Annotated in this window: 22 protein-coding genes and 2 pseudogenes; 6 read left to right on the forward strand and 18 right to left on the reverse strand. The window is 69.3% G+C overall.

Going from position 1 to position 20,254, the window contains the following annotated elements; genetic code table 11:
- Positions 1-19 precede the first annotated feature (19 nt).
- Positions 20-1,518: pseudogene (locus NI25_RS07245) on the forward strand (DHA2 family efflux MFS transporter permease subunit).
- Between the two features lie 196 nt (positions 1,519-1,714).
- On the opposite strand, the gene NI25_RS07250 reads toward NI25_RS07245, so the two are convergent.
- The 5 genes from NI25_RS07250 to NI25_RS07270 form a co-directional block, all read right to left on the reverse strand.
- Positions 1,715-2,251, reverse strand: a complete 537-nt coding sequence (locus NI25_RS07250; RefSeq protein ID WP_061446800.1) for a DUF4240 domain-containing protein — start codon at positions 2,249-2,251, stop codon at positions 1,715-1,717.
- 79 nt (positions 2,252-2,330) lie between these two features.
- Positions 2,331-3,797, reverse strand: coding sequence for a hypothetical protein (locus tag NI25_RS39360; protein WP_153176673.1), 1,467 nt, complete (start codon positions 3,795-3,797; stop codon positions 2,331-2,333).
- A gap of 2 nt (positions 3,798-3,799) precedes the next feature.
- The gene (locus tag NI25_RS07260) at positions 3,800-4,126 is read right to left on the reverse strand and encodes a helix-turn-helix domain-containing protein (protein WP_061441649.1); all 327 of its coding nucleotides are present in this window, start codon (positions 4,124-4,126) and stop codon (positions 3,800-3,802) included.
- On the reverse strand, positions 4,126-5,244 hold the full coding sequence (locus NI25_RS07265; RefSeq protein ID WP_061441650.1) for a tyrosine-type recombinase/integrase: 1,119 nt from the start codon (positions 5,242-5,244) through the stop codon (positions 4,126-4,128). Before NI25_RS07265 ends, NI25_RS07260 begins: the two co-directional genes overlap by 1 nt.
- Positions 5,245-5,551: 307 nt before the next feature.
- Positions 5,552-5,875 (reverse strand): hypothetical protein, encoded by a 324-nt coding sequence (locus tag NI25_RS07270; RefSeq protein WP_228126030.1) that lies wholly within the window; start codon positions 5,873-5,875, stop codon positions 5,552-5,554.
- A 110-nt stretch (positions 5,876-5,985) separates the two neighbouring features.
- Here NI25_RS07270 and NI25_RS07275 point away from each other — a divergent pair, with 110 nt between their 5' ends.
- The gene (locus NI25_RS07275) at positions 5,986-6,303 is read left to right on the forward strand and encodes a hypothetical protein (RefSeq protein WP_061446802.1); all 318 of its coding nucleotides are present in this window, start codon (positions 5,986-5,988) and stop codon (positions 6,301-6,303) included.
- On the opposite strand, the gene NI25_RS40040 is transcribed toward NI25_RS07275, so the two are convergent.
- The 13 genes and pseudogenes from NI25_RS40040 to NI25_RS07335 form a co-directional block, all read right to left on the reverse strand.
- The gene (locus NI25_RS40040) at positions 6,219-6,758 is read right to left on the reverse strand and encodes a methyltransferase family protein (RefSeq protein WP_309475073.1); all 540 of its coding nucleotides are present in this window, start codon (positions 6,756-6,758) and stop codon (positions 6,219-6,221) included. The genes NI25_RS07275 and NI25_RS40040 overlap by 85 nt on opposite strands.
- 27 nt (positions 6,759-6,785) lie before the next feature.
- A complete protein-coding gene (locus NI25_RS40045; RefSeq protein WP_228126032.1) occupies positions 6,786-7,031 on the reverse strand; it encodes a hypothetical protein in 246 nt (81 codons plus the stop codon).
- The gene (locus NI25_RS07285) at positions 7,028-7,762 is read right to left on the reverse strand and encodes a cation transporter (RefSeq protein WP_061441651.1); all 735 of its coding nucleotides are present in this window, start codon (positions 7,760-7,762) and stop codon (positions 7,028-7,030) included. Before NI25_RS07285 ends, NI25_RS40045 begins: the two co-directional genes overlap by 4 nt.
- Positions 7,762-8,096: pseudogene (locus NI25_RS07290) on the reverse strand (ArsR/SmtB family transcription factor). Before NI25_RS07290 ends, NI25_RS07285 begins: the two are co-directional and overlap by 1 nt.
- Before the next feature lie 100 nt (positions 8,097-8,196).
- Complete coding sequence (locus NI25_RS07295) at positions 8,197-8,856, reverse strand: SCO family protein (protein ID WP_061441652.1); 660 nt, start codon at positions 8,854-8,856, stop codon at positions 8,197-8,199.
- Between the two features lie 7 nt (positions 8,857-8,863).
- Positions 8,864-9,253, reverse strand: coding sequence for an ArsR/SmtB family transcription factor (locus tag NI25_RS07300; RefSeq protein WP_228126033.1), 390 nt, complete (start codon positions 9,251-9,253; stop codon positions 8,864-8,866).
- A gap of 45 nt (positions 9,254-9,298) precedes the next feature.
- Positions 9,299-10,051 (reverse strand): cytochrome c biogenesis CcdA family protein, encoded by a 753-nt coding sequence (locus tag NI25_RS07305; RefSeq protein ID WP_061441653.1) that lies wholly within the window; start codon positions 10,049-10,051, stop codon positions 9,299-9,301.
- A 5-nt stretch (positions 10,052-10,056) separates the two neighbouring features.
- Complete coding sequence (locus NI25_RS07310) at positions 10,057-10,662, reverse strand: TlpA family protein disulfide reductase (protein ID WP_107071648.1); 606 nt, start codon at positions 10,660-10,662, stop codon at positions 10,057-10,059.
- A 48-nt stretch (positions 10,663-10,710) separates the two neighbouring features.
- A complete protein-coding gene (locus NI25_RS07315) occupies positions 10,711-11,355 on the reverse strand; it encodes a vitamin K epoxide reductase family protein (RefSeq protein WP_078884537.1) in 645 nt (214 codons plus the stop codon).
- Positions 11,352-12,020, reverse strand: coding sequence for a DsbA family protein (locus NI25_RS07320; protein ID WP_061441654.1), 669 nt, complete (start codon positions 12,018-12,020; stop codon positions 11,352-11,354). The genes NI25_RS07315 and NI25_RS07320 overlap by 4 nt, the downstream gene beginning before the upstream one ends.
- A gap of 134 nt (positions 12,021-12,154) precedes the next feature.
- Positions 12,155-12,655, reverse strand: a complete 501-nt coding sequence (locus tag NI25_RS07325; protein ID WP_061441655.1) for a signal peptidase II — start codon at positions 12,653-12,655, stop codon at positions 12,155-12,157.
- Positions 12,652-13,365 (reverse strand): cation transporter, encoded by a 714-nt coding sequence (locus NI25_RS07330; protein WP_061441656.1) that lies wholly within the window; start codon positions 13,363-13,365, stop codon positions 12,652-12,654. The genes NI25_RS07325 and NI25_RS07330 overlap by 4 nt, the downstream gene beginning before the upstream one ends.
- On the reverse strand, positions 13,362-13,739 hold the full coding sequence (locus NI25_RS07335; protein ID WP_061441657.1) for an ArsR/SmtB family transcription factor: 378 nt from the start codon (positions 13,737-13,739) through the stop codon (positions 13,362-13,364). The genes NI25_RS07330 and NI25_RS07335 overlap by 4 nt, the downstream gene beginning before the upstream one ends.
- 227 nt (positions 13,740-13,966) lie before the next feature.
- Here NI25_RS07335 and NI25_RS07340 point away from each other — a divergent pair, with 227 nt between their 5' ends.
- The 4 genes from NI25_RS07340 (at position 13,967) to NI25_RS07355 (ending at position 20,136) form a co-directional block, all read left to right on the forward strand.
- Positions 13,967-14,659 (forward strand): response regulator transcription factor, encoded by a 693-nt coding sequence (locus NI25_RS07340; protein ID WP_061441658.1) that lies wholly within the window; start codon positions 13,967-13,969, stop codon positions 14,657-14,659.
- Positions 14,660-14,701: 42 nt separating this feature from the next.
- Positions 14,702-16,120: a sensor histidine kinase gene (locus tag NI25_RS07345; protein WP_061441659.1), complete on the forward strand. Its 1,419-nt coding sequence runs from the start codon at positions 14,702-14,704 to the stop codon at positions 16,118-16,120.
- 188 nt (positions 16,121-16,308) lie between these two features.
- Complete coding sequence (locus NI25_RS07350) at positions 16,309-18,570, forward strand: MMPL family transporter (protein ID WP_181849655.1); 2,262 nt, start codon at positions 16,309-16,311, stop codon at positions 18,568-18,570.
- Positions 18,571-19,002: 432 nt separating this feature from the next.
- The gene (locus tag NI25_RS07355) at positions 19,003-20,136 is read left to right on the forward strand and encodes an acyl-CoA dehydrogenase family protein (RefSeq protein ID WP_061441661.1); all 1,134 of its coding nucleotides are present in this window, start codon (positions 19,003-19,005) and stop codon (positions 20,134-20,136) included.
- The last annotated feature ends 118 nt before the right edge of the window (positions 20,137-20,254 follow it).

Consider the following 20,254-nt stretch of genomic DNA (forward strand, 5'->3'; position numbering starts at 1 on the left):
CGCACCCGTCTTCGGTCTGATGATCGTCGGTCTGGACGCGACGATCCTCACGGTCGCGCTGCCGACACTGGCTACTGATCTCGAAGCGACGACCACCGAGTTGCAGTGGTTCACCGACGGATACACCCTTCCCTTCGCCGGTCTGCTCCTGCCGCTCGGCGTCCTGGGCGACCGGATCGGCCGACGCCTGGTGCTGATCGGTGGCCTGCTGCTGTTCGGCGTGGGCTCGGCGATGGTCATGGCGGTCGACAGCCCCGACGGGCTGATCGTCGCCCGTGTGGTCATGGGGGCGGGTGCCGCCGCCATCACCCCGCTGGCCCTCGGAATGGTTCCGTTGATGTCCCTCCCGAGGAGCGGTCGAAGGCGATGGCGATCGCCACCGGCGGGTTCGCCCTGGGCCTTCCGCTCGGTCCACTGGCCGGCGGATGGCTGCTGAGCAACTTCTGGTGGGGGTCGATCTTCCTCATCAGCATCCCGGTCGTGGTTCTGGCCGTCATCTGGATCATGCTGTTCGTCCCGGAGTCCCGTGACCCGCACGCGAAGCGTCTCGACCTCATCGGTGCTGCTCTGTCGCTCGTGGGTGTCTCGGCGTTCGTGTACGGCGTCATCGAGATCCCGAACGCCGGCTGGAGCGACCCCACGGTCCTGGTGACCATGGTGGGCGGCCTGGCTCTGCTGGGGTTGCTGCTGGTGTGGCTGCGCCGAGCTTCCAATCCACTGGTGGATCTCAGGTTCTTCCGCAACGCCCGCTTCACCTGGTCCAGCGTCGCGATCTCCTCAGTGATGCTCATCTTGTTCGGCGTGCTGTTCGTGGTACCGCAGTTCCTGCAGCAGGTGCAGGGCAAGGACGCCATGAACACCGGCCTGCACCTGCTGCCGATGATCGGCGCCCTGGTCATCGCTGCCGGCGTCGGCGGCCGACTGGTGGGCAAGATCGGGGCCAAGGTGATCGTCACTGCCGGCATGGTGCTGTGGATGGCCGGGCTGGGACTGCTGTCCACAGTGGATCCCGACACCGACTTCATGGTCACCGGGACGGCACTGGCCATCATGGGTCTGGCCCTGGGCTTCACCATGCCCACCACGTTGGACGCGATCCTCGGTTCCCTGCCGACCGACCAGGTGGGTGCCGGATCCGCGCTCGCCAACAGCATGCGGCAAATCGGTGCTTCGGTGGGTGTCGCCGTACTGGGGAGCGCGTTGAACTCCGCCTACCGCAACGGGGTCGACGATGACATTTCAGCCAGCCTGCCGCAGCAGGCACAGGAGGCGGTCAGGGACAACGTGGCCGGTGCACTCCAGGTCGCGGAGAAGCTCCCGGCCGCGCCCGCCGGCTCTCTCGCGGACTCCGCACGGGACGCCTTCGTGGCTGGCATGTCGACCGTGTCGCTAATCTGTGCCGGCCTCGCCGCCGTCACGGCGGTGGTGGTGGCCGTCCTGCTCCCGGCTCGCGACAGACAACCACTGGCGGCCGACAAGGCTGAAGAAGGGGCACAGGCCAAGATCGCCAGCCTGTAGAACTCCTGGCCCGGCCCGTGTCGGGAAGGCCAGGCCGGGCGCGGTAGCCGGCCTCGGGACTGGTAGGCCCACATGTTGAGGTGTCGCGTATGCGTCAGCCGAGACGTGCTCATGGGCTGATGAAGTGACAGGCAGTGACGCTCCGGGAGCTCGCTCTCCGCTGTTTGACTTTCTCTTGTGACTTGAGAGCTTCCGCTTACTCCAGATGGAGAGCTGCCAAGCGGGGCAGTCGACGAGTCATCTCGTCGTGGTCATCGAAATCGAAGTTCCAGGTGGGGTCCAGCTCCCGGTAGCGGATGGTGGGTGAGCTCGGGGGGAGCTGATCACCGGTCGCCGAGATGTGTGCGTTCCAGGCGATGCCCAGCATGTCCTCACCCTCCAGGTCGACGCCGTTGGCTGCGGAGGATTGAACGATGGGCAGTTCTGCCAGGGCATCGGGGTCAGCGACTACGCGCTCGAAGGTTTCACGGCCCTGCGCGATCAGCCAGCCGCGGAAGTAGTCGAAGCCGTCGTCTGAGCACCCACCGTTGACGATGTAAGCAGCGGCCCACAGAGGATTGGTGTAGGAGTCAACCATCAGGTCCCACAGAGCCTGCTCAGCTGCGACGATCTCCTCGACCGGTCGGAAGGCCAGCAGCGAGGTCGCCTCGCGAGCGACCGCTTCGCCGTCGTTCGGGTTGGATGCCTGATCGCGGGCTGCCTCGATGAGCTGCCAGAACTGCTGCTTGTTCATGGAGGCAGAGCATGCCACCCGGTACTGACATCGGGCCGAGGGGCGAGCTTGGCCCATCAGAGCAGCCACGTCGCTCCTGTCAGCGTGTGTGGTCGCCGGGTGCATATCGGCTCCAGGTTCCTCCGGCTTCGGTGACCAGGCGGGTGGCGGTCTTGTCGTGGTAGCCGAGTGCCTTCGCGATGACGGGTGCCGGGGCTTGGAGGACGAGCTGGCGGATCGCGGAGGTCCTGCCTCGTTGCGGCGGGACGCCGATCTTTCGGAGGTGGTCTTGGAGGCTGACTGGGTTCATAGGCTGCCCGGGCTGACGGCCGGGGAAGAGCCACTGCGAGCTCCTGCTGCTGGCGTAGGGCAGATGTTGCCGGGACTGCATGTAGGCCCGCATAAGGTCGGCGACAGGTTCGGGCAGCGGGGACGGCGGGTCTCCCAGTCGGACGGTGCCGATGGCCTCGTCGTCGGTGATGTCGTCGATGGTGAGGCGGACGATACGGCTGACGGGCTGCGCGTAGAGGAGAACGAGCGCGGCGGCGACCCGGGCCCGCAGGGACAGGGAATCGTCGTTGAGGACCCGGCGGAGGATCGCGAGCCGGCGGTGCTGGTGCAACGGTTCCGGGTCCTGGGTGATGACCGCGGGCGGGAGCGTGAGGCGGGGCATCCTGCCGGTCTTGATGCACCACCGCAGGAATGACTGCGAGGGGCGGCGGGTGGCCAGGCTTTCGGTGTGCCAGGCGTCGATGTCGGCCTGCTGGCACTGCCCGATTACGCGTCCTCGGTCGGCGAGCCATCCGAGGAAGGCGCCGGCCTGGGTAACTTCTTGCTTGGTGTGGTTGGTCTGGGATCGTCCCAGCGGCCCCTTCTCCGCCTTCGTCCGCAGGCGCCGCATCTGGTGCCAGGTGGCGAAGTGGCGGAGAAGCTGACGGTGACCGGGATCCTCGATGGTGGCGAGCCGTTCGGTCAGCCAGCGCTGGTAGAGCAGGAGCTGCCGGTCGACTCGCGGGAGGACGGCACTGTCCATCAGCAGGTCACGCAGGTGAGTGACGGTCCGCCAGGGGGTTTCCTGGTGCAGCCCGTCATGGGAGAGCGGGATGCTGCCGGTGGCCAGGCCCCGCAGGAGGCGGACAACGTTGGGGTTGCGCAGCCAGATGAGCCGGCTCTTGGGCCGGTCCATCTCCAGCAGGACCTTGACCAGCGGCAGGAACGCCGGGGCGACGCGGCCGGTGCCGTCGTCGAGGAGGCGGGCGAGCGTGTCGGCGAGGGTGCAGTGTTCGCAGAGGCGTCCGCCAAGCAGCAGCCCCTCGGAGCCGCAGCGATCGCAGAAGAAGTCGCGGACGATGCCCGCGCAGTCGCGGCAGACCGGTGCGCCGTCGGTGTCCCGACCGGGCAGCAGCCGGTCGGTGTCGCAGGAGGGGCAGCGGCCACGGACTCGCATCGCGCGGTCGTAACAGGTCCGGCAGATCGGACCGTCCGACCACTCGGCGGACTTCGAGGCGCGGCGGCCGCAGCGTGCGCAGTCGCGGATCATCCACCGCTCGTACTCCTCGGGCGTCACCGTCACCCCTCGGGCGTCAGCCGGACCCGTGTGGGTCGGCGGGCAGCCAGGTTGATCGGCGCCTCTTCGCCAGCGGCGCGGCGAACCGGAAGGTTTTGGGCCGAGGTGGCGATCAGGTCGGTGGGCGTGCAGTCGAGGATGTCACAGAGGGTGGCCAGCACCGGCAGGGACAGCCGTTCCGGGGTCCCGGAGACCAGGCGGTGGACCTGTGAGGAGGACAGGGTGATGCCGCGTTCGGTCAGGTGCGGCATGAGCTCAGCGACGGTGAACATGCCGCGGGCGGCCATCAGCTCACGCAGGCGCCACCGGTAGCTGATCTGGCGTGGCATCAGGAGGTCCTTCCCGGCCGCAGAGCAGCCTCGATGGTGGCGTCCAGGACGCGCCGCAGGGAGCGGGTGCGGAAGTCGGAGGAGACGCAGGTGTAGATCGCGGTGGTGGAGGCATGGTCGTGCCCGACCTGCTGCTGGACGAACAGCGGGTCATGGCCGTCCTCGATCAGATGCGTGATGTAGGACCTGCGCAGTGAGTGGAACTCCAGCGCGGGGTCCAAGCCGACGGCGTCCCGGTAGGCCGCGAATCGGGAGTCCAGACGCTGGACCCCGACCCGCGGCCCACGCTCGGACGGCCAGAGGGCCCGACTTGGCGAATGCCGCATCCCGGGCCGCACCTCACTGATCCATTCCTCGATCGTGCCGGGTGTCCACTGCCAGACGGTCAGCACGCTGCGGCGCTTCGGAGGCGACCCCTTCTTGGCCTTGCCGTAGCGGACCAGCAGGGTGCCGTACTCGCCGAACTCCCGGCCCTCCGGATTGCGTCCGAAGTCGGTGAGGTCGAGCATCCGGGTCTCGTTGCGTCGCAGACCGTAGGCGTACGCGACCTTGAACAGGGCGGCGTCCCGGAAGGCCGGCAGCCAGCCCTTGCGGCCCTTGCCGCGAACACGCAGGACCTCCTCGTCGGCGTGGTCGAAGAACGCTTCCAGCTCGGGCCGGGTGAAGGCACGTCGTTCCGGCTCGCCCTCGGCTTCGTCGGCGTGCGTCGCGGCGTTCCAGTCGTAGACCACCTGGACTGGGTGGGTACCGAAGTGCCGCAGGCACTCGTCGCTCCAGCCGTAGGCTGGGTTGGTCAGGAAGTCGCAGAACTGGCGCACGGAACCCTGGTAGTTGCGCAGGGTAGACCGGACGCATCCGTGCACGGCCCGCAGATCAGCCGACCATTCGTCGACGTGCTGCGGCGTCCACTGCCACGGCATCGCGTCGGCATGCCGGACGAAGGCGCGGACCGTACGTTCCTGGTCATCGACGTACCCCGGCGAGAGGTTCCGGGCGAGCTGCTGGTTGCGCCAGCCTTTGATCATCGCCTCGAAGACCTGCTCGTCCGGTCGCAGCAACGGCAGGCCGTCGATCAGGTGCAGCCGAGCAGAGCCTGGAACGTGACCGTCCCCACCCATCCGCCATCACTCTCCGTCCATCGCATCTGACGCGAGAATTTCGCATCAGATGCGACTCGGGGGCGTCTTCGCAGTTCAATCGCTCGATGGAGTGAGACATGCAGTTGTCTGCCGACAAGACCGCTACCGTGGCTCCGAGGCCAACGGCCCTGCTGGGACCGCATCTGTGCAGTGTCCGGCCAGCATTCAGGGCGAGTGTCGCCTATTCGCATCCGATGCAATTGGCGTCGGTAGGAACAACGGAACAGCCATTGGCGCCAAGCACTTGATCTTGGCGGTCCGCCGTTCCTTGGGTGGGTGGTGATGGTCAGCGGGCGGATTCTGGCTGGTCCGCCGCACGCGGGCCAGGGAGTTCGCTGGCCTGGAGGACGGCGAAGTCGGCGTGGGCCTGCTCGATGGCTTCGGGGTACGCCTCGCGCTTGGCGTGTTCGGCGAGTGCCCAGTAGATGCTCGCGACGGAGGGGTTCTGTCCCTTGCGTTTGCCGATGGGGGTGATCAGGTCGGGCTGGATCTGCTCGACGGACTCCCCGCCCGCGCGGCGCCGGAGCACGGTGTGGAGCATGTCGTCGGTGATGGCCAGGGACCGGCCGCCGTGCTTGCCCTTGCGGGCGGCGATGTCGAGCCCCTCCAAGGTGGACTCGCGGATGTTCTCCCGTTCGCGGCAAAGAATGCGAACAGCAGCTTGCCCGGGCCGGTGGGGTCGTAGATGCCGGGCAGGTGGCGGTGCGCGATCCTGGAGGCATGGAGATCGAGGTTCTGGTCGTGCCTGACTGCCCGAACGAGAAGGTGGCCGCCGACCGGCTGCGGCAGGCGCTGGATGAGGTCGGGCTGCGCGAGGTGGGGTTTACCGTGCGGGTGGTCGCTGACCAGGCGGAGGCGGAGCGGATTGCCTTCACCGGTTCGCCGACCATCTGGATCGGGGGATGCGACCCGTTCGCCCAGGCGGGCCGGGAGCCGGGGCTGGCGTGCCGGGTCTACCGGACGCCGGACGGCCTGGCTGGCGCTCCGGGGCTCGACGAACTGCGGCAGGCGCTGAGGGCTGCCGCAGCTTCTGGCTGATCCGCTCCGTCTGGGTGGGCGCGGGCTCCGGGAGGGCGTTGCGGTACAGAAAGTGCCGCTGAGATAGATCTTGCTCGACCGGGGCACTGCCGAGCGCGCGGGCGGTTAGTTGCATCAGTCCGGTTGGGCGGTGAGGCTGCCGCTTCTGGGGAGGAAGCGTCCGGTGCGGGCGGTGTAGGCCGATACGCGGGGCCATGCATGGCCTTGAGGTAGGGCTCCTCGACGACGCGGACCTGGAGCTGGATGGCGGTGATCAGGCAGGCCAGGGCGAGGAGGGAGACCCAGTTCGGGACCATCAGGGCCAGGCCGAGCGCGGTGATGGCCATGGCGGTGAAGACGGGGTTGCGGGCGTGCGCGAAGAGGCCGCCGGTGACCAGCGTCGTGCGTTCGTCCGTGTTCACGCCCACGCGCCAGGAGGCGCCCATGCTCGTCTGCGCGGTCAGGGTGGCCGCCATTCCTGCCAGTGTGATCACCAGTCCGGATCACTGCACGGCGGCGTGGCCGGCGGTGGGCAGTCCGGTGAGCGCGGCCACGGGAGCGGCGGTGCCGCCGAGCAGGGCGGTCACAAACAGCACGCCGGCCCACCAGGAGGCTTCGTCCGGGCGACCGGAGATGCCGCGGAAGCCCGCGTCGCCGGTGCGGCGGCGCTGCACGGCAGCGCGGACGCCGAAGGCGAAACCCGCCCACCCCAGGTAGAGGGCGAGTGCCGTCCAGACCCAGCCGCTCACCGCTTCGCCTCGGGTGCGGGCGCGCAGCAGGCGCATCCCGGACTGCAGATGCCGCACGCGTCCGCCTCGACGTCCAAAGAGGCGGTGGCAGCGGCGTTCGGGGCGCAGCAGCCCTTGCCCTGCCAGGCGTCGCGGCCTTCCTTGACGGCGATCGCGGCGATGACGAGGGCGGCGATGGGGTCGGCCCAGGACCAGCCGAGGGTCGCGTTGAGGACCAGGCCGACCAGGAGCACCGCGGACAGGTAGGTGCACAGCAGGGTCTGCTTGGAGTCGGCGACCGCGGACGCGGAGCCGAGTTCGCGGCCGGCCTTGCGCTGGGCGTACGAGAGGAACGGCATGATCGCCAACGACAGAGCGGCGATGATGATGCCCGGGGTCGAGGAGTCCGCCTCGCCGGTGCCGGTGAGCGCGCGGACGGCGTCGAAGGTGACGTACGCAGCGAGCGCGAAGAAGGAGACGGCGATGATCCGCAGGGTACGCTGCTCGCGCGCTTCACGGACGGCGTGGTCGGAGGCGGAGAACTGCCAGGCGACGGCGGCGGAGGAGGAGACCTCGATGATCGAGTCGAGGCCGAAGCCGATCAGGGCGGTGGAGGAGGCGATCGTGCCGGCGGTGAGGGCGACGACCGCCTCGATCACGTTGTAGGTGATGGTCGCGGCGACCAGCAGCCGTATCCGCTTGGCGAGCACTTCGCGGCGGGCCGGGGACGGCCCGAGGGATATCGCGGTCATCAGCAGTAGCCCTTCTCGTCGGCGTCTACGCAGGTGCAGTCGGTCTCGACGGCCACCACGGCGGTGCGCAGGTCGTCCAGGGCATGGCCGAGGCGTTCGGCGGCGAGCCCGTAGCGGGTACGGCGCCCGTCCGGGACGGTGACGACCAGGCCGCAGTCCCACAGACAGGCCAGATGGTTCGACAGCCGCGTACGCGAGATCCCGAGGGTGTCGGCGAGGTCGGCGGGATAGGCGAGGGCTCGCGCAGGGCGAGCAGGATGCGGCAGCGGATCGGGGCGGCGAGCGCGCGGCCGAAGCGGGCCAGCACCTCGATGTCGGAAGCAACAGTCAGCACACCGACGATACAAGAGATCCTGAATTCAAGGAAACCTGTATCGCCGTGGTCGTCGGTACGGCTCACCGCCAGGGGTGGCCGGCGGGTACGCGTGGCCGGGCTAGGCGTTCTTGACCAGCAGCGGCAGATCGTGGGCGAAGTCGTCGACCGTCGTGCCGCTCGTGTACACGACCCGGCCCTTGTCGTCGCCGGGGGTGAAGGCGATGACCTGGGTACCGTGGTCGGAGGTGACGGTGCCGTCGTGGTGCTTTGTGGGGTCCTCGACCGAGATGCCGACGCTGAGCGCGGCCTTCTTGACCTTGGCCAGGTCGCCGGACAGGCCGGTGAAGTTCGGCCCGAAGGACTTCAGCCACTTCCCCAGACTTTCGGGGGTGTCGCGCTCGGGGTCGGTGGTGACGAAGACGACCTCGACGCTGTCGCGCACGCTCTGAGGCTGCCCTGCCAGGGCGGTGGAGATGTCGCCCATGGTGGTGGGGCACACGTCGGGGCAGTTGGTGTAGCCGAAAAAGACCAGGGTGGCCTTGCCGGCGGTCTGCTTGCGCAGGTCGTAGGGCTTGCCGGTGGTGTCGGTCAGCACCAGGTCGGGCTTGGCGAAGCCGGGGTCGACGGCGGTGCCGCGGTAGGGGGAGTCGCTCTTGGCGGAGATCGCGGTGGGCTTGTCGGCGGCTTCGTGGTGGGCGCCGGAGGTGCCGCAGCCGGCCAGGAGGGCCGCGGCGGTGAGCGCGGTGGCGGACAGGCGGAGGGCGCGGGCGTGGTGCATGGCGGTGTCAGGTCCGATTCGTGGCGGGGCTGGCGGTCGGGGCGGGATCGAGAACGGCGTGGGTCAGGGCGCGGCCGCGGTCGGTGAGCGTGTACATCACCAGCCGTCCCTGGCGGCGTGAGGCGGCAAGGCCCGCCTGGCGCAGCTGGCGCAGGTGGTGGGAGACGAGGTTCTGGGCCTGGCCGATGACCCAGGCCAGGTCGCACACGCACAGCTCGCCGGCCTCGGCCAGGGCGGCGGCCACCTTCAGGCGGGTGGGGTCGGCCAGGGCCTTGGCGGCCGCGGCGGCCGTCTCCAGGCCGGGCAGGGGTGGCATGCGGCTGCGAATGGCCTCGGCCACCGGCAGGTCCAGGCACAGCAGGTCACAGGAGTCGTCCTGCTCCTCGCTCACGTTCACGTCTCAGTCCTTCATTCGGTCGATTCAGTGCCGCGGCGGGCGGGGTCAGATGCCGACGGTGAAGCCGGCAGTCCAGGACTGCATCTGGCTGATCATCTGGCTCCAGACGCCGGTGACCATCAGCAGGCCGGTGGCGATCATCATGCCTCCGCCGACGCGCATCACCCACTGGTAGTGGGCCTTGACCCAGGCGAAGAACCCCATGGCCTTGCGGAAGGCGAGCCCTGCGGCCAGGAACGGGATGCCCAGCCCCGCGCAGTACGCCACGGTCAGCGCCGCGCCGCGAGAGGCGCTGGCCTCGCTGAAGGCGAGGGCCTGCACGGCGGCCAGGGTGGGGCCGATGCACGGCGTCCAGCCCAGCCCGAACAGCACGCCCAGCAGGGGTGCACCGGCCAGCCCGGCGGCCGGCCGGTGGTGCAGCCGCCACTCCCGGCGGATCCCCGGCAGCGCGCCCATGAACGACAGGCCCATCACGATGGTCACCGCGCCCAGCACGCGGATGAGGATGTCCTGGTGTTCCAGCAGCGTGTTGCCGGCGTAGCCGAACGCGGCGCCGAACGAGACGAACACAGCCGTGAACCCCGCCAGGAACAGCACGGTCCCGGCCACGATCCGGCCGCGGCGGGCGTCGGCCAAGTCGGCGCCGGTGATCCCGGTGACGTACGAAAGGTAGCCGGGCACCAGGGGCAGCACGCACGGGGAGAAAAAGGACACCAGCCCGGCGAGGGCGGCGATGGGGATGGCCAGCAGCACCGAGCCGCCCAGCACAGTGCCCTCCAGGTCCACGGCCAGCAGCATTCCGGTCACCCTTCCTTCACGACCGGGTCGATCAGGGAACGCAGTTCCGCCTCGGACAGCGCCTTCAGCGCCCGGGCGGCGATACGGCCCTCGCGGTCGATCACCAGCGTGGTGGGGATCGACGACGGCGGCAGGGTGCCCTTGAACTTCAGCAGCTGCCGCCCGTCAGGGTCGAACAGGCTGGGATAGGTGACGTTGAACGTCTCCTCGAAGCTCCGGGCCGCCTCGCGGGTGGCGTCGCGGGTGTTGATCCCCAGGAACACCACGCCCTGATCGCGCAGGTCGGCGTAGACCTCCTGCAGGTGCGGCGCCTCGGCCCGGCAGGGCGCGCACCACGAGCCCCACACGTTGATCACCACGATCTTGCCGCGGAAGTCCGACAGGGCGAGACCTTCACCGGTGAGGGTCTCGCCGCTGATGTCGGATGCCGCCTTGCGTTCGGCCGGGTCCAGGTGGGTCAGCTGCTGGTCAGCGGATGATGCCGCTGATTCAGAGGCAGGGTCGCCCTGGCCGCAGCCGGAGGCGGCGAAGGCGACGGCCAGGGCGGTGCCGACGAGGGCGGCCCGCCGGGATATCCGGGGACCGCTCGATGTGGTCGAGAACGGGGGCATCACAAATCCTTCGACAGTGCACACCAGAGACAGAACGGGGCCTGGGGGTCAGAGCAGGCTGGTCCAGTAGAGCCAGAACCGCTGAAGGATCAGCACGGCGATGATCAGGTACCAGGCGGTGAGGACCACACCGTGGTAGTCGGCTACCGCGCTCGCCCCACGGCGCACCGCTGCGGGCACGGGCAGGTGCTCGCGGGTGACGGCGTGCAGGGTGGTGTACCAGAAGAGAGGGATCATCACCGTCCACACGGCCATGCAGTACGGGCACAACGCGCCGATCCGGTACAGACTCTGGAAGATCAGCCAGTGGACGAACACCACACCGAACACGACCCCGGTTTGAAGGCCCCACCACATCCAGCGCGGCCAGACCGCCCCGGTCCACAGCACCACCCCCAGCGCCGTGACAACGGCGAAGCCGGCGATGCCCAGCAACGGGTTGGGGAAGCCGAACACCTCCGCCTGCGGCGTGCTCATCACCGACCCGCAGCTGAGAACCGGGTTGATGCTGCAGGAAGGGCTGTAGGAGGGGTCCTTCAGCAGAGCGATCTTCTCGACCGTCAGCGTGAACGCGGCCAGCAGGCCGATCGCGCCGGCGATCGTGAGGACCAGGGCTACCAGACGCTGCCCCACCGGCACCGTCGGCTGCACGCCCAGGGCCGGGGATGCGGTGGATGTCGTGATGGCGGTCACTTGGCCAGTTCCGCCTCGATGGCGGCCCTGAAGTCCGCCTCCGACTGGATCTGCGGCCTGTGGTCGTTGATGAAGAACGTCGGCGTGCCCTGCACCCCGAGCGCGAGACCGTCCTGACGGTCCTTGTCCACCCGCTTCGCGGTGGCCGGGTCCTTCCAGTCCGCCTCGAACTTCTTCATGTCCAGCCCCAGCTCCTTCGCGAAACCGCGGAAGGTCTCCTCGTGTGAGACCTGCTGGTCACCCCAGCTCTCCTGGGTCTCGTACATCTTCTGGTACATCGCCTCCAGCTTGCCCTGCTTGGAGGCGGCCTCCACCGCGCGGGCGGCCAGCTCGGCGTTCTTGTGGGTGGGGATCGGGAAGTACCGCATCACGAACGTCACCCGGCCCTCGTACTCCTTGCGCAGCCTCTCCACGACGGGGAAGGCGGCCCGGCACGACTCGCACTCCAGGTCCAGGAACTCCACGACCGTGACCTTGCCGTCCTTCGCGGTCGACAGCCGGTGGCTGTCGGGGCGGACCAGCACGGAGGCATCGGCCACCTTGCCCTCGCCGCTGTCCGACGCCTGCGCAGGCGCATCCGGCATGCGGTTGGCCGCCAGCAGGGCAGCAACGATCGCCGCGACGATGGCGACCAGCGCCAGGGAGATCTTCAGGTTCTTCGTCATGAGCCTTCAACCAAGGAGGCGGGCAGGAACACGGACACGCACGCCTCCCCCTCCGACACGCACACACGGCCGACGACGCATCGACACACTAACGGACGTTGATATGTCGATCGGCGCCGCCCTCGGCCGTGCCGCTACTGCTCGGCGGACACGGGCCGCTCGTCGCGCCAGGAGAGGGCGACGATCAGCAGGCCGCCGCAGACGATGAAGATGTCGGCGAGGTTGAAGGTGGGCCACCAGCCGGTGTGCAGGTAGTCGGTAACCTGCCCGTCCAGGCCCCGGTCGATGAGGTTGGCGCAGGCGCCGCCGAGGATCGCGGCGAGCGCGATGCCCCACGGCCGGCGGGCGGCCGGTGCGGTGCGCCACAGCGCGACGGCCACGGCGGTGGTGATCAACGCGGTGACGGCGATGACGATCCAGGCGGGGGCGTCGGCGGCGAAGGAGAACGCGACGCCGGGGTTGAAGGCGAGCTCCAGGTCGAGCGGGCCGCCCTCGACCGGGGTGCCCGGCAGGGCACGCTCGGCCCACGCCTTGAGGCCCAGGTCCACGACGGCGAGGACAGCGGCCAGGGCCAGCAGCCCCATCCGGCGCCTGAGAGCGCCGGACCGGGCCGCGGCCGTAGTGGGTGCGGTCACTTGCAGCCGTCCGAGCAGGAGCCGCCGGCCGCGGAGGCGGGCTTGCCGTCGTCTTCGTCATCGCAGCCGTCGTCGCAGACCAGTTCACCCTCCCAGGCTTCCTTGCCCTCCATGATCGCGAAGGCGGCGATGACGAATCCGGCGACCGGGTCGAGCCAGGTCCAGCCAAACGCGGCGAACGCGAGCAGGCCGGCGAAGGTGGACACGCTCAGCCAGGCGCACAACTTGGTCTCGGCGGCGTCCGCGACGACCAGGCGGGAGTTCATCTCCAGGCCGGCCTTCCGCTTGGCGCGCGCCAGCCACGGCATGATCACGATGGACAGGCCGGTCAGGACGATGCCGACCAGCGAGGTGTCGGGCTTCGCGCCGCCGACCAGGTCGCGGATGCCTTCGACGGTGACGTAGGCGGCGAGCGCGAAGAACGTGAGCGCGATGAATTTCAGCGCCCGGCGTTCCTTGGCCTCGTCCGGCTCACCGCCCTTGATCTCCGCCAGCAGCCGCACCAGGACCACCACGGCGGCGGCGACCTCGATACCGGAGTCGATGCCGAAGCCGATCAGCGACACCGCACTGGCGACCGCGCCGGCGGAGATGGCGATGATGCCCTCGATGACGTTGTAGCCGATGGTGAACTTGGCGTAACCGACCGCGCGGTGAGCGGCCGGGCTGGCCACATCCGGGACGGTCGCGGCGGCGGGGGAGGCGCTCATCGGGTGGACTCCTCGGTGGCAGAGGGGATGCCGTAGGTGGGGCAAAGGTCGACTGCCTCGCCGGTGGCGGCGAGCAACTGCTCGGCGGCGGCCAGCAGGTCCAACAGTTCCGGGCGTGCCAGAGAGTGCAGCGATGCGCGTCCGACGGGACGGGATACGACCAGCCCGCACTCTCGCAGGCAGGACAGGTGGGCCGAGACGGTGGACTGTGCGAGCCCCACGCAGGTGACGAGGTCGGTGACGCGCGCCTCTCCCTCGGCCAGCCGCCGCAGGATGGCCAGGCGGGCCGGATCGCCGAGTGACCGGAAGAGAGCCACTGCCGCTGTTGGCGCGGCGCAGGGATCCGCCGCCAGGGATGTCTCCGTCTGTTTCATCAGTCACTCTCCGTTATCGCAATGGCCGTCGCCGTCTCGAAACGCTGGCGAGGGGCGCTATTCATCGTCTGGAGCCGATGATAGCGTGCGAAGTCGATGCGGAAGGTTCCGCTCGATGACCTTTACGGTTACCGATCGGTTTCATCCATCTGTTCCGATTACATCGTTAGCATCCGATGTTGGAGCGGTCGTCAGGGGGACGACTTCGCTGCAATGGGGGTGCAGAGATGCAGGTGCTCGTGGTGGAGGACGACACGCGGATCGCCGAGGCGCTGACGGAGGCACTGCAGCGGTTCGGGCATGACGTCGACTGGGTCGGCAGCGGTGCCGAGGCACTCAAGGCGGCACCGTCCACCGAGTTCGTCCTGCTGGACCTGGGGCTGCCGGACCTGGACGGGCAGGAGGTGTGCCGGCGCGTACGGGAGGCGTCGGCCGTGCCGATCATCGCGGTGACGGCCCGGTCCGAGGAACTCGACCGGGTCCTGGTGCTTCAGGCCGGCGCCGACGACTACCTGGTCAAGCCTTACAGCATGCGTGAGTTGCTGGCGCGGATGGAGGCGGTCGCCCGGCGGGTGCACGCGCCCGCCGCTGTGCAGGCGTCTGGTGGGGGGAATGCAGGTGAGCTCTGCGCGTTCGGGCCGTTGCTCGTGGACATGCGCACCCGTCAGGTGCAGATGGACGGGGAACTGGTGCAGCTGACGCGCCGTGAGTTCGATCTGCTGGCTGCTCTTCTCGCGGACGCCGGTGCGGTGCGCGGCAGGGAGGAGCTGATCAGCGAGGTGTGGGATCCGAACTGGCACGGCTCCACCCGCACGCTCGACGTCCACGTCGGCTCGCTGAGGACCAAGCTCGGCGGCCGCGAGTGGATCCAGTCGGTGCGGGGTGTGGGCTTTCGTCTGGTCGTGCCCGACCAGCGCTGACCAGGCACCGATGTGGCAGGACGATGAAGGGGGAATGCTGGCGTGCGGCGTCACCTGGTGGCCGCGTTGGTCGCCTTACCAGTCGCGGTGGTCACCGTCCTGGGGCTGCCACTGGCTCTGCAGCGCAGCGACGAGGCGCTGCGGGAACTCGCACACGCGCGGGCGACCGAAGCCCGACAGCTGTCGTCCGCGGCGGTGCAGGCGCTCTCACATGGTGAACGGGAGGTGCTGCGGCAGCGGATCGCTGACTACCAGGACCGTACGGGCGGCCGCGCACACGTCTTCAACGCCCGGGGGCGGTCGGTGGACGGGGCATTGTGCCTGCTGTCACCTGACGAACTCGCGCAGCAGAACGTGGTGCGGGCGGCGTTGCAGGGGCAGTTCACCGACTCCTCCGACCGGCGGGTCGCCAAGGCCGCCGAGGAGCTGATCGTGGCGGTGCCGGTCATCCATGGGGGCATGCTGGTCGGCGTCGTGGTGGTGTGTTCAGCCCTGGACGATCTGCAGCTGAAGCAGTGGACGATCTGGGCCGTGGTCGCTGTGATCGCAGCCCTGGCCCTGGCGGCGAGCGGCTTTCTGGCGGAGCCGCTGGCCCGATGGATTCTGCGGCCCGTGCGCTATCTGGAGGCGGCAGCCCGCCGGTTCGCCGCCGGGGACCACGATGCCCGGGTGCCGGTCCATCTGGGCCCGCCGGACCTGCGGGTGCTCGCGGAGACCTTCAACCACCTGGCCGAGCAGGTGCAGCACCAGGTCACCGTGCAGAAGTCGTTCGTCTCGGACGCCTCGCACCAGCTCAGGTCCCCGCTGGTGGCGCTGCGGCTGCGCCTAGAGAAACTGGAGCCTCATATCGCGCCGGACGGAAGCCGGGGTCTGGAGCAGGCACTGGGCGAGGTGGACCGGATGACCGGCATCCTCAACGCACTGCTGCTCCTGGCCCGGGCGGAGTCCGGTGCCCAGGCCGTCGAGTGTGTGGATGTGCGGGCGGTCGCCGAAGAACGGGTGGCGTCCTGGCGGCTGGTGGCCGAGCCCAGGAACATCACCGTGACCATCGACGGCGAGGGGGACCTTGTGGCATCGGCCGTCGCCGGCACGGTCGACCAGGTCCTGGATGTGTTCCTCGACAACGCCCTGCGCATGGCTCCGCCCGGGTCAACAGTCCAGGTGCGCCTGGTCGAGGACACGGCGATGGTGGCGGTGCAGTGCATCGATGCCGGCCCCGGTATGCGTCCTGACGAGCGGGCCCGTGCCTGCGACCGCTTCTGGCGCGGGGCCAGGGCCGCCGGAGAGGGATCCGGCCTGGGACTGGCCATCGCTGCCAGTCTCGCCCGGGCGAACAACGGTCACGTCCTGCTCCAGGAGGGTCCTGGCGGGGGGCTGCACGCCGAGTTGCGCCTGCCGGCACGGGGACCCGCACGAGCCGAGCGCCGCCCCGGCGCCCTCCTGCAAAAGAGCCGGGGGTGATCTCGGCACCACTTCTGCATGTCTCTTGCATCTGCACTGCCGGACTGCTGCAGCAGGCGTTCTTACGCTGACGCCCGGCACTGCCCTGCACGGTGCGCCTACCCGGGGCCCACGTTTTCCGGCCCCCTATTTCCTTTCCTGCGCGCCCCACCGGGCCGCTCCCTTTGTCTCACCTCCAAGGAGGAGGCGTGGGTTCCCAGCCCTCTGTCCGCAGCCAGACGCCGTCGACAACCGCACCGCCGGTTGTCCCGAAGGGATTGGCCGCGCTGGGCCGCTGGCTGGCACGGCGCCGGCTGCTGGTCCTGCTGGTCGCTTTGGCAGCGCTGGTCGTTGCTGTTCCGTTCGGCTCCGATGTGGAAAGCCGCCTGTCGGAAGGCGGCATCACCGTTCCGGCTTCGGAGTCGGCCCGCGCCGACGAACTGCTCAATACCCGCTTCGAAGGCGGCTCCCCGCACCTGGTGTTCATCGCCGCCGCCGATACCAGCATCGACGGCCCGGAGGTCAGCAGGGAGGGGGCCGCGCTGACCGAGCGCCTGGCCGGGGAGCGGGGTGTGGTGCAGGCGGCGTCCTACTGGACTCTGGACAAGGCGCCCACGCTCCGCTCGAAAGACGGCCGCACCGGACTGGTCATGGTGCGGCTGGCCGGTGACGAGGACGAGGTCCGCAAGACCGCGGCCAGGATCGTGCCCGAGGTGGTGGGCGAACAGGGCCCGCTGAAGATGACCGCAACCGGCGTCACCGCTGTCCGTATGGAGATCGAGAAGCGCAGCGAGGAAGACCTCACCAAGGCCGAGCTGCTGTCCGGCCCGCTGGTACTGATCATCCTGCTGCTCGTGTTCGGCAGTGTCGTCGCCGCGAGCACTCCCCTCGCGGTCGGCATTCTCGCCGTGATCGGCTCGTTCGTCATCCTGCGGCTGCTCGACATGGTCGTGCAGGTGTCGGTGTTCTCCGTCAACATCACCACCGCGCTGGGCCTGGGTCTGGCCATCGACTACAGCCTCTTCATCGTCACCCGATACCGCGAGGAACTCGCCCATGGCCGCACCGTTCACGAGGCGATCGGCGAATCCGTACGCACCGCCGGACGGACCGTGTTGTTCTCCGCCCTGACGGTCGCCCTGTCCCTGTCGGCCATGCTCGTCTTCCCCATGTACCACCTGCGGTCCTTCGCCTACTCCGGGATCGCCGTGGTGATCCTCGCCGCGCTCGGCTCCGTCATCGTGTTGCCCGCGCTGCTGGCCGTACTGGGCCACCGCATCGACGCCCTCAACGTCCGGCGCCTCTTCCGCCGCAACGCCAAGACGGCCGCGGCCCGTACCGACACGGCAGGGTTCTGGCACAAACTGGCCATGGCCGTCATGCGCCGGCCGCTGCCGTTCGCGCTGACGATCGCAGCCGTCCTCGTGGCGCTCGGCCTGCCGTTCATGCGGGCCGAGTTCGGCGACAGCGACGACCGGGTGCTGCCCGCCAGCTCGCCCGCCTACCAGGGCGCCCAGGTGTTGCGCGAGGAGTTCGACAACCGGGAGGGCTCCCCGCTGAACGTGGTGCTGCCCGACATCGACCCGGCGTCGTCGTCCGCCAAGGTGGCCGACTACGCCAAGCAGCTGTCCACCGTGCCCGGCATCACCCGGGTCGACGCTGTGACCGGCTCCTACAGCGAAGGCGCCCAGACCGCTCCGCCCGGCCCGGCCTCCGAGCGGTTCAAGGCCGACCAGGGCACCTGGCTGTCGGTGGTCTCCGACACCGAGCCCTATTCCGAGCGAGGCATGGACCTCGTTAAGACGGTGCGCGCGCAGCCCGCACCGGACACCGTGCTCGTCGGCGGACAGGCCGCGCTGCTGGTGGACTCCAAGGCCACTCTCGCGGACAAGCTGCCCTGGGCGCTCGGCATCATCGCGCTGTCCACCATGGTGCTGCTGTTCCTGTTCACCGGCAGCCTCCTCATCCCGCTCAAGGCCATCGTGCTGAACCTGCTCAGCCTCACCGCGACGTTCGGTGCGATGGTGTACGTCTTCCAGGACGGGCACCTGCGCTGGCTGGTCGGCGACTTCACCGTCACCGGCATGCTCGACATCGACACCCCGATCCTGATGTTCTGCGTCGCCTTCGGCCTGTCCATGGACTACGAGGTCTTCCTCCTGTCGAGAATCAAGGAGGAGTACCACCGCACCGGCGACAACGTCTCCGCCGTCGCCTGGGGCCTGGAGCGCACCGGCCGGCTGGTCACCGCAGCCGCCGCCCTGGTCGCCACCGTCCTGCTCGCCTTCGCCACCTCCTCGCTGACCCCGCTCAAGCTCCTCGGCGTCGGCCTGGCGCTCGCCGTGATCGTCGACGCCACCCTGGTGCGCGGCATCCTCGTCCCGGCGTTCATGCGCCTGGCCGGCCGCGCGAACTGGTGGGCGCCGCGGCCGCTCGCCCGTCTGCATCAAAAGATCGGCCTCGACGACTGAGAGACAACTCGGCGGGGGTGGAGGGCACAACGTCTTCCACCCCCGCCCTCGTCTTGGCGGGCCGCACCGCTCCCGTCACGCCCCGCTCCACAACGCCCCGTGATCACCCATCAGCCACGTGAGGCGGGCTCTCTCACACGGGCACGAGTCGCGCACTGGCCGTGAGCACCGGCAAATGCCCCGGGACTGACCCGCCAGGCGCCGCGCGGGACGGGTGCAGGCTTGGCGGCCGCAAGCGTCACCTGCCGTGCAGAACCACACCAAAGAGATCATGTCGAACTCATGAGCGGAACCTGGGGGTCCGTTGCAGAGGTGCTGCATCTGCGGCTCATAACGTGGGCTGTGCCGCTGGGGCGTTCGACCGAGAACAGTTCGCATGACGTCGCGAGCGGCCAGATACGTGTTGAGCTACCAGGTGGGGGGACCCGGTCCATGCGGTTTCTGCAGCGTGAACGTACCGTCGTCGAGGAAGTGCTGCCCGGTCTCGACCAGCGTCTGACCGCGCTGCCGCTGGCCAAGCTCGAGGCCGCCGACAGCCCTGGTGTCAAGCTGTTTTGTGACGCCGGCGGCCCCGGACTGCTGGTGCCCGCCGAGCACGGCGGCCGCGGTGCGGACCTGCTGACCGCTCTGCGGGTGCAGCGGGCGATCGGCTCCCGCTCTCCCTCCCTGGCCGTGGCGACCACCATGCACCATTTCTCCGCGGCCTCCCTGGTCGAGGCGGCGGCCACCAGCAGCGGAATGGAATGGATGCTGCTGGCCGCCATCGCCAAGGACAATCTGCTCCTCGCCTCCGGCTTCGCCGAGGGACGCACCGGCCAGGGCATCCTCAACCCCTCTCTGACCGCCCGCACCGACGGCGACAAGGTGTTCCTGAGCGGGTCGAAGAAGCCGTGCAGCCTCGCCCGCTCCATGAATCTGCTCACCGCGTCCCTGCCCCTGCCCGGCCCGGACGGTCACGATCAGCTGGCCATCGCCCTGATCCCCGCTGACGCTCCCGGGGTGTCCGTCAAACCGTTCTGGGGCAGCCCGATCCTGGCCGGAGCCGAAAGCGACGAGGTGGTTCTGGACGACGTCGAGGTGCCGGCCGAGCTGCTGGTACGTACGGACGTCACCGCCGACGGCCGCCTGGACCAGCTGCAGACCGTCGGGTTCGTGTGGTTCGAAGGGCTCATGACGGCCAGCTACCTCGGAGCCGCCTCCGCCCTGGTCGAGCGTGTCCTCGGCGACACCCGCGCGAGCGCGGCTGTCGCCGCCGAGGCGGTGACCTGCGTCGAGTCCGTCGCCCTCGCCCTGGAGGGGCTCGCCGCAGACGCGACAACGGCCGGCGTCACCCAGGACACGCTGTCACGGTCCCTGATGTGCCGGTACGCCGCCCAGGACGCGATCAACCGGGTGCTGTCGCTGAGCGTGGAGGCACTGGGCGGTATGGCGTTCATCGGCTCGGGGGACGTCGCCTACCTGAACTCCGCCTGCCGGGCGCTGGCCTTCCACCCCCCATCCCGCTCCCGCATGGCCGCCCCGCTGACCGAGTACTTCACCGGCGACGCCCCGCTGCGCATCCCCTAGGCGTCCGGACACCCCTGCACTACGAGCGGCCTCTCGTGCCGCGTCCTGGCCTTCACCCGCTCACGGTCCCCGGCCGCCGGCTTCCCGGTGCCGCGACCGCTTCGGCCATGCCCTCGAA

The organism is Streptomyces sp. CCM_MD2014 (genome assembly GCF_000772045.1).
In the GTDB taxonomy this organism is placed as follows: domain Bacteria; phylum Actinomycetota; class Actinomycetes; order Streptomycetales; family Streptomycetaceae; genus Streptomyces; species Streptomyces salinarius.

Excerpts from the sequence above, each read along its gene's own strand:
- NI25_RS07250 (WP_061446800.1), bottom strand. The coding sequence starts at position 2,251 with ATGAACAAGCAGCAGTTCTGGCAGCTCATCGAGGCAGCCCGCGATCAG.
- NI25_RS07260 (WP_061441649.1), bottom strand. The coding sequence starts at position 4,126 with ATGCCACGCCAGATCAGCTACCGGTGGCGCCTGCGTGAGCTGATGGCC.
- NI25_RS07265 (WP_061441650.1), bottom strand. The coding sequence starts at position 5,244 with ATGGGTGGGGACGGTCACGTTCCAGGCTCTGCTCGGCTGCACCTGATC.
- NI25_RS07275 (WP_061446802.1), top strand. The coding sequence starts at position 5,986 with ATGGAGATCGAGGTTCTGGTCGTGCCTGACTGCCCGAACGAGAAGGTG.
- NI25_RS40040 (WP_309475073.1), bottom strand. The coding sequence starts at position 6,758 with ATGGCGGCCACCCTGACCGCGCAGACGAGCATGGGCGCCTCCTGGCGC.
- NI25_RS07285 (WP_061441651.1), bottom strand. The coding sequence starts at position 7,762 with ATGACCGCGATATCCCTCGGGCCGTCCCCGGCCCGCCGCGAAGTGCTC.
- NI25_RS07295 (WP_061441652.1), bottom strand. The coding sequence starts at position 8,856 with ATGCACCACGCCCGCGCCCTCCGCCTGTCCGCCACCGCGCTCACCGCC.
- NI25_RS07305 (WP_061441653.1), bottom strand. The coding sequence starts at position 10,051 with ATGCTGCTGGCCGTGGACCTGGAGGGCACTGTGCTGGGCGGCTCGGTG.
- NI25_RS07310 (WP_107071648.1), bottom strand. The coding sequence starts at position 10,662 with ATGCCCCCGTTCTCGACCACATCGAGCGGTCCCCGGATATCCCGGCGG.
- NI25_RS07320 (WP_061441654.1), bottom strand. The coding sequence starts at position 12,020 with ATGACGAAGAACCTGAAGATCTCCCTGGCGCTGGTCGCCATCGTCGCG.
- NI25_RS07330 (WP_061441656.1), bottom strand. The coding sequence starts at position 13,365 with ATGAGCGCCTCCCCCGCCGCCGCGACCGTCCCGGATGTGGCCAGCCCG.
- NI25_RS07335 (WP_061441657.1), bottom strand. The coding sequence starts at position 13,739 with ATGAAACAGACGGAGACATCCCTGGCGGCGGATCCCTGCGCCGCGCCA.
- NI25_RS07340 (WP_061441658.1), top strand. The coding sequence starts at position 13,967 with ATGCAGGTGCTCGTGGTGGAGGACGACACGCGGATCGCCGAGGCGCTG.
- NI25_RS07355 (WP_061441661.1), top strand. The coding sequence starts at position 19,003 with ATGCGGTTTCTGCAGCGTGAACGTACCGTCGTCGAGGAAGTGCTGCCC.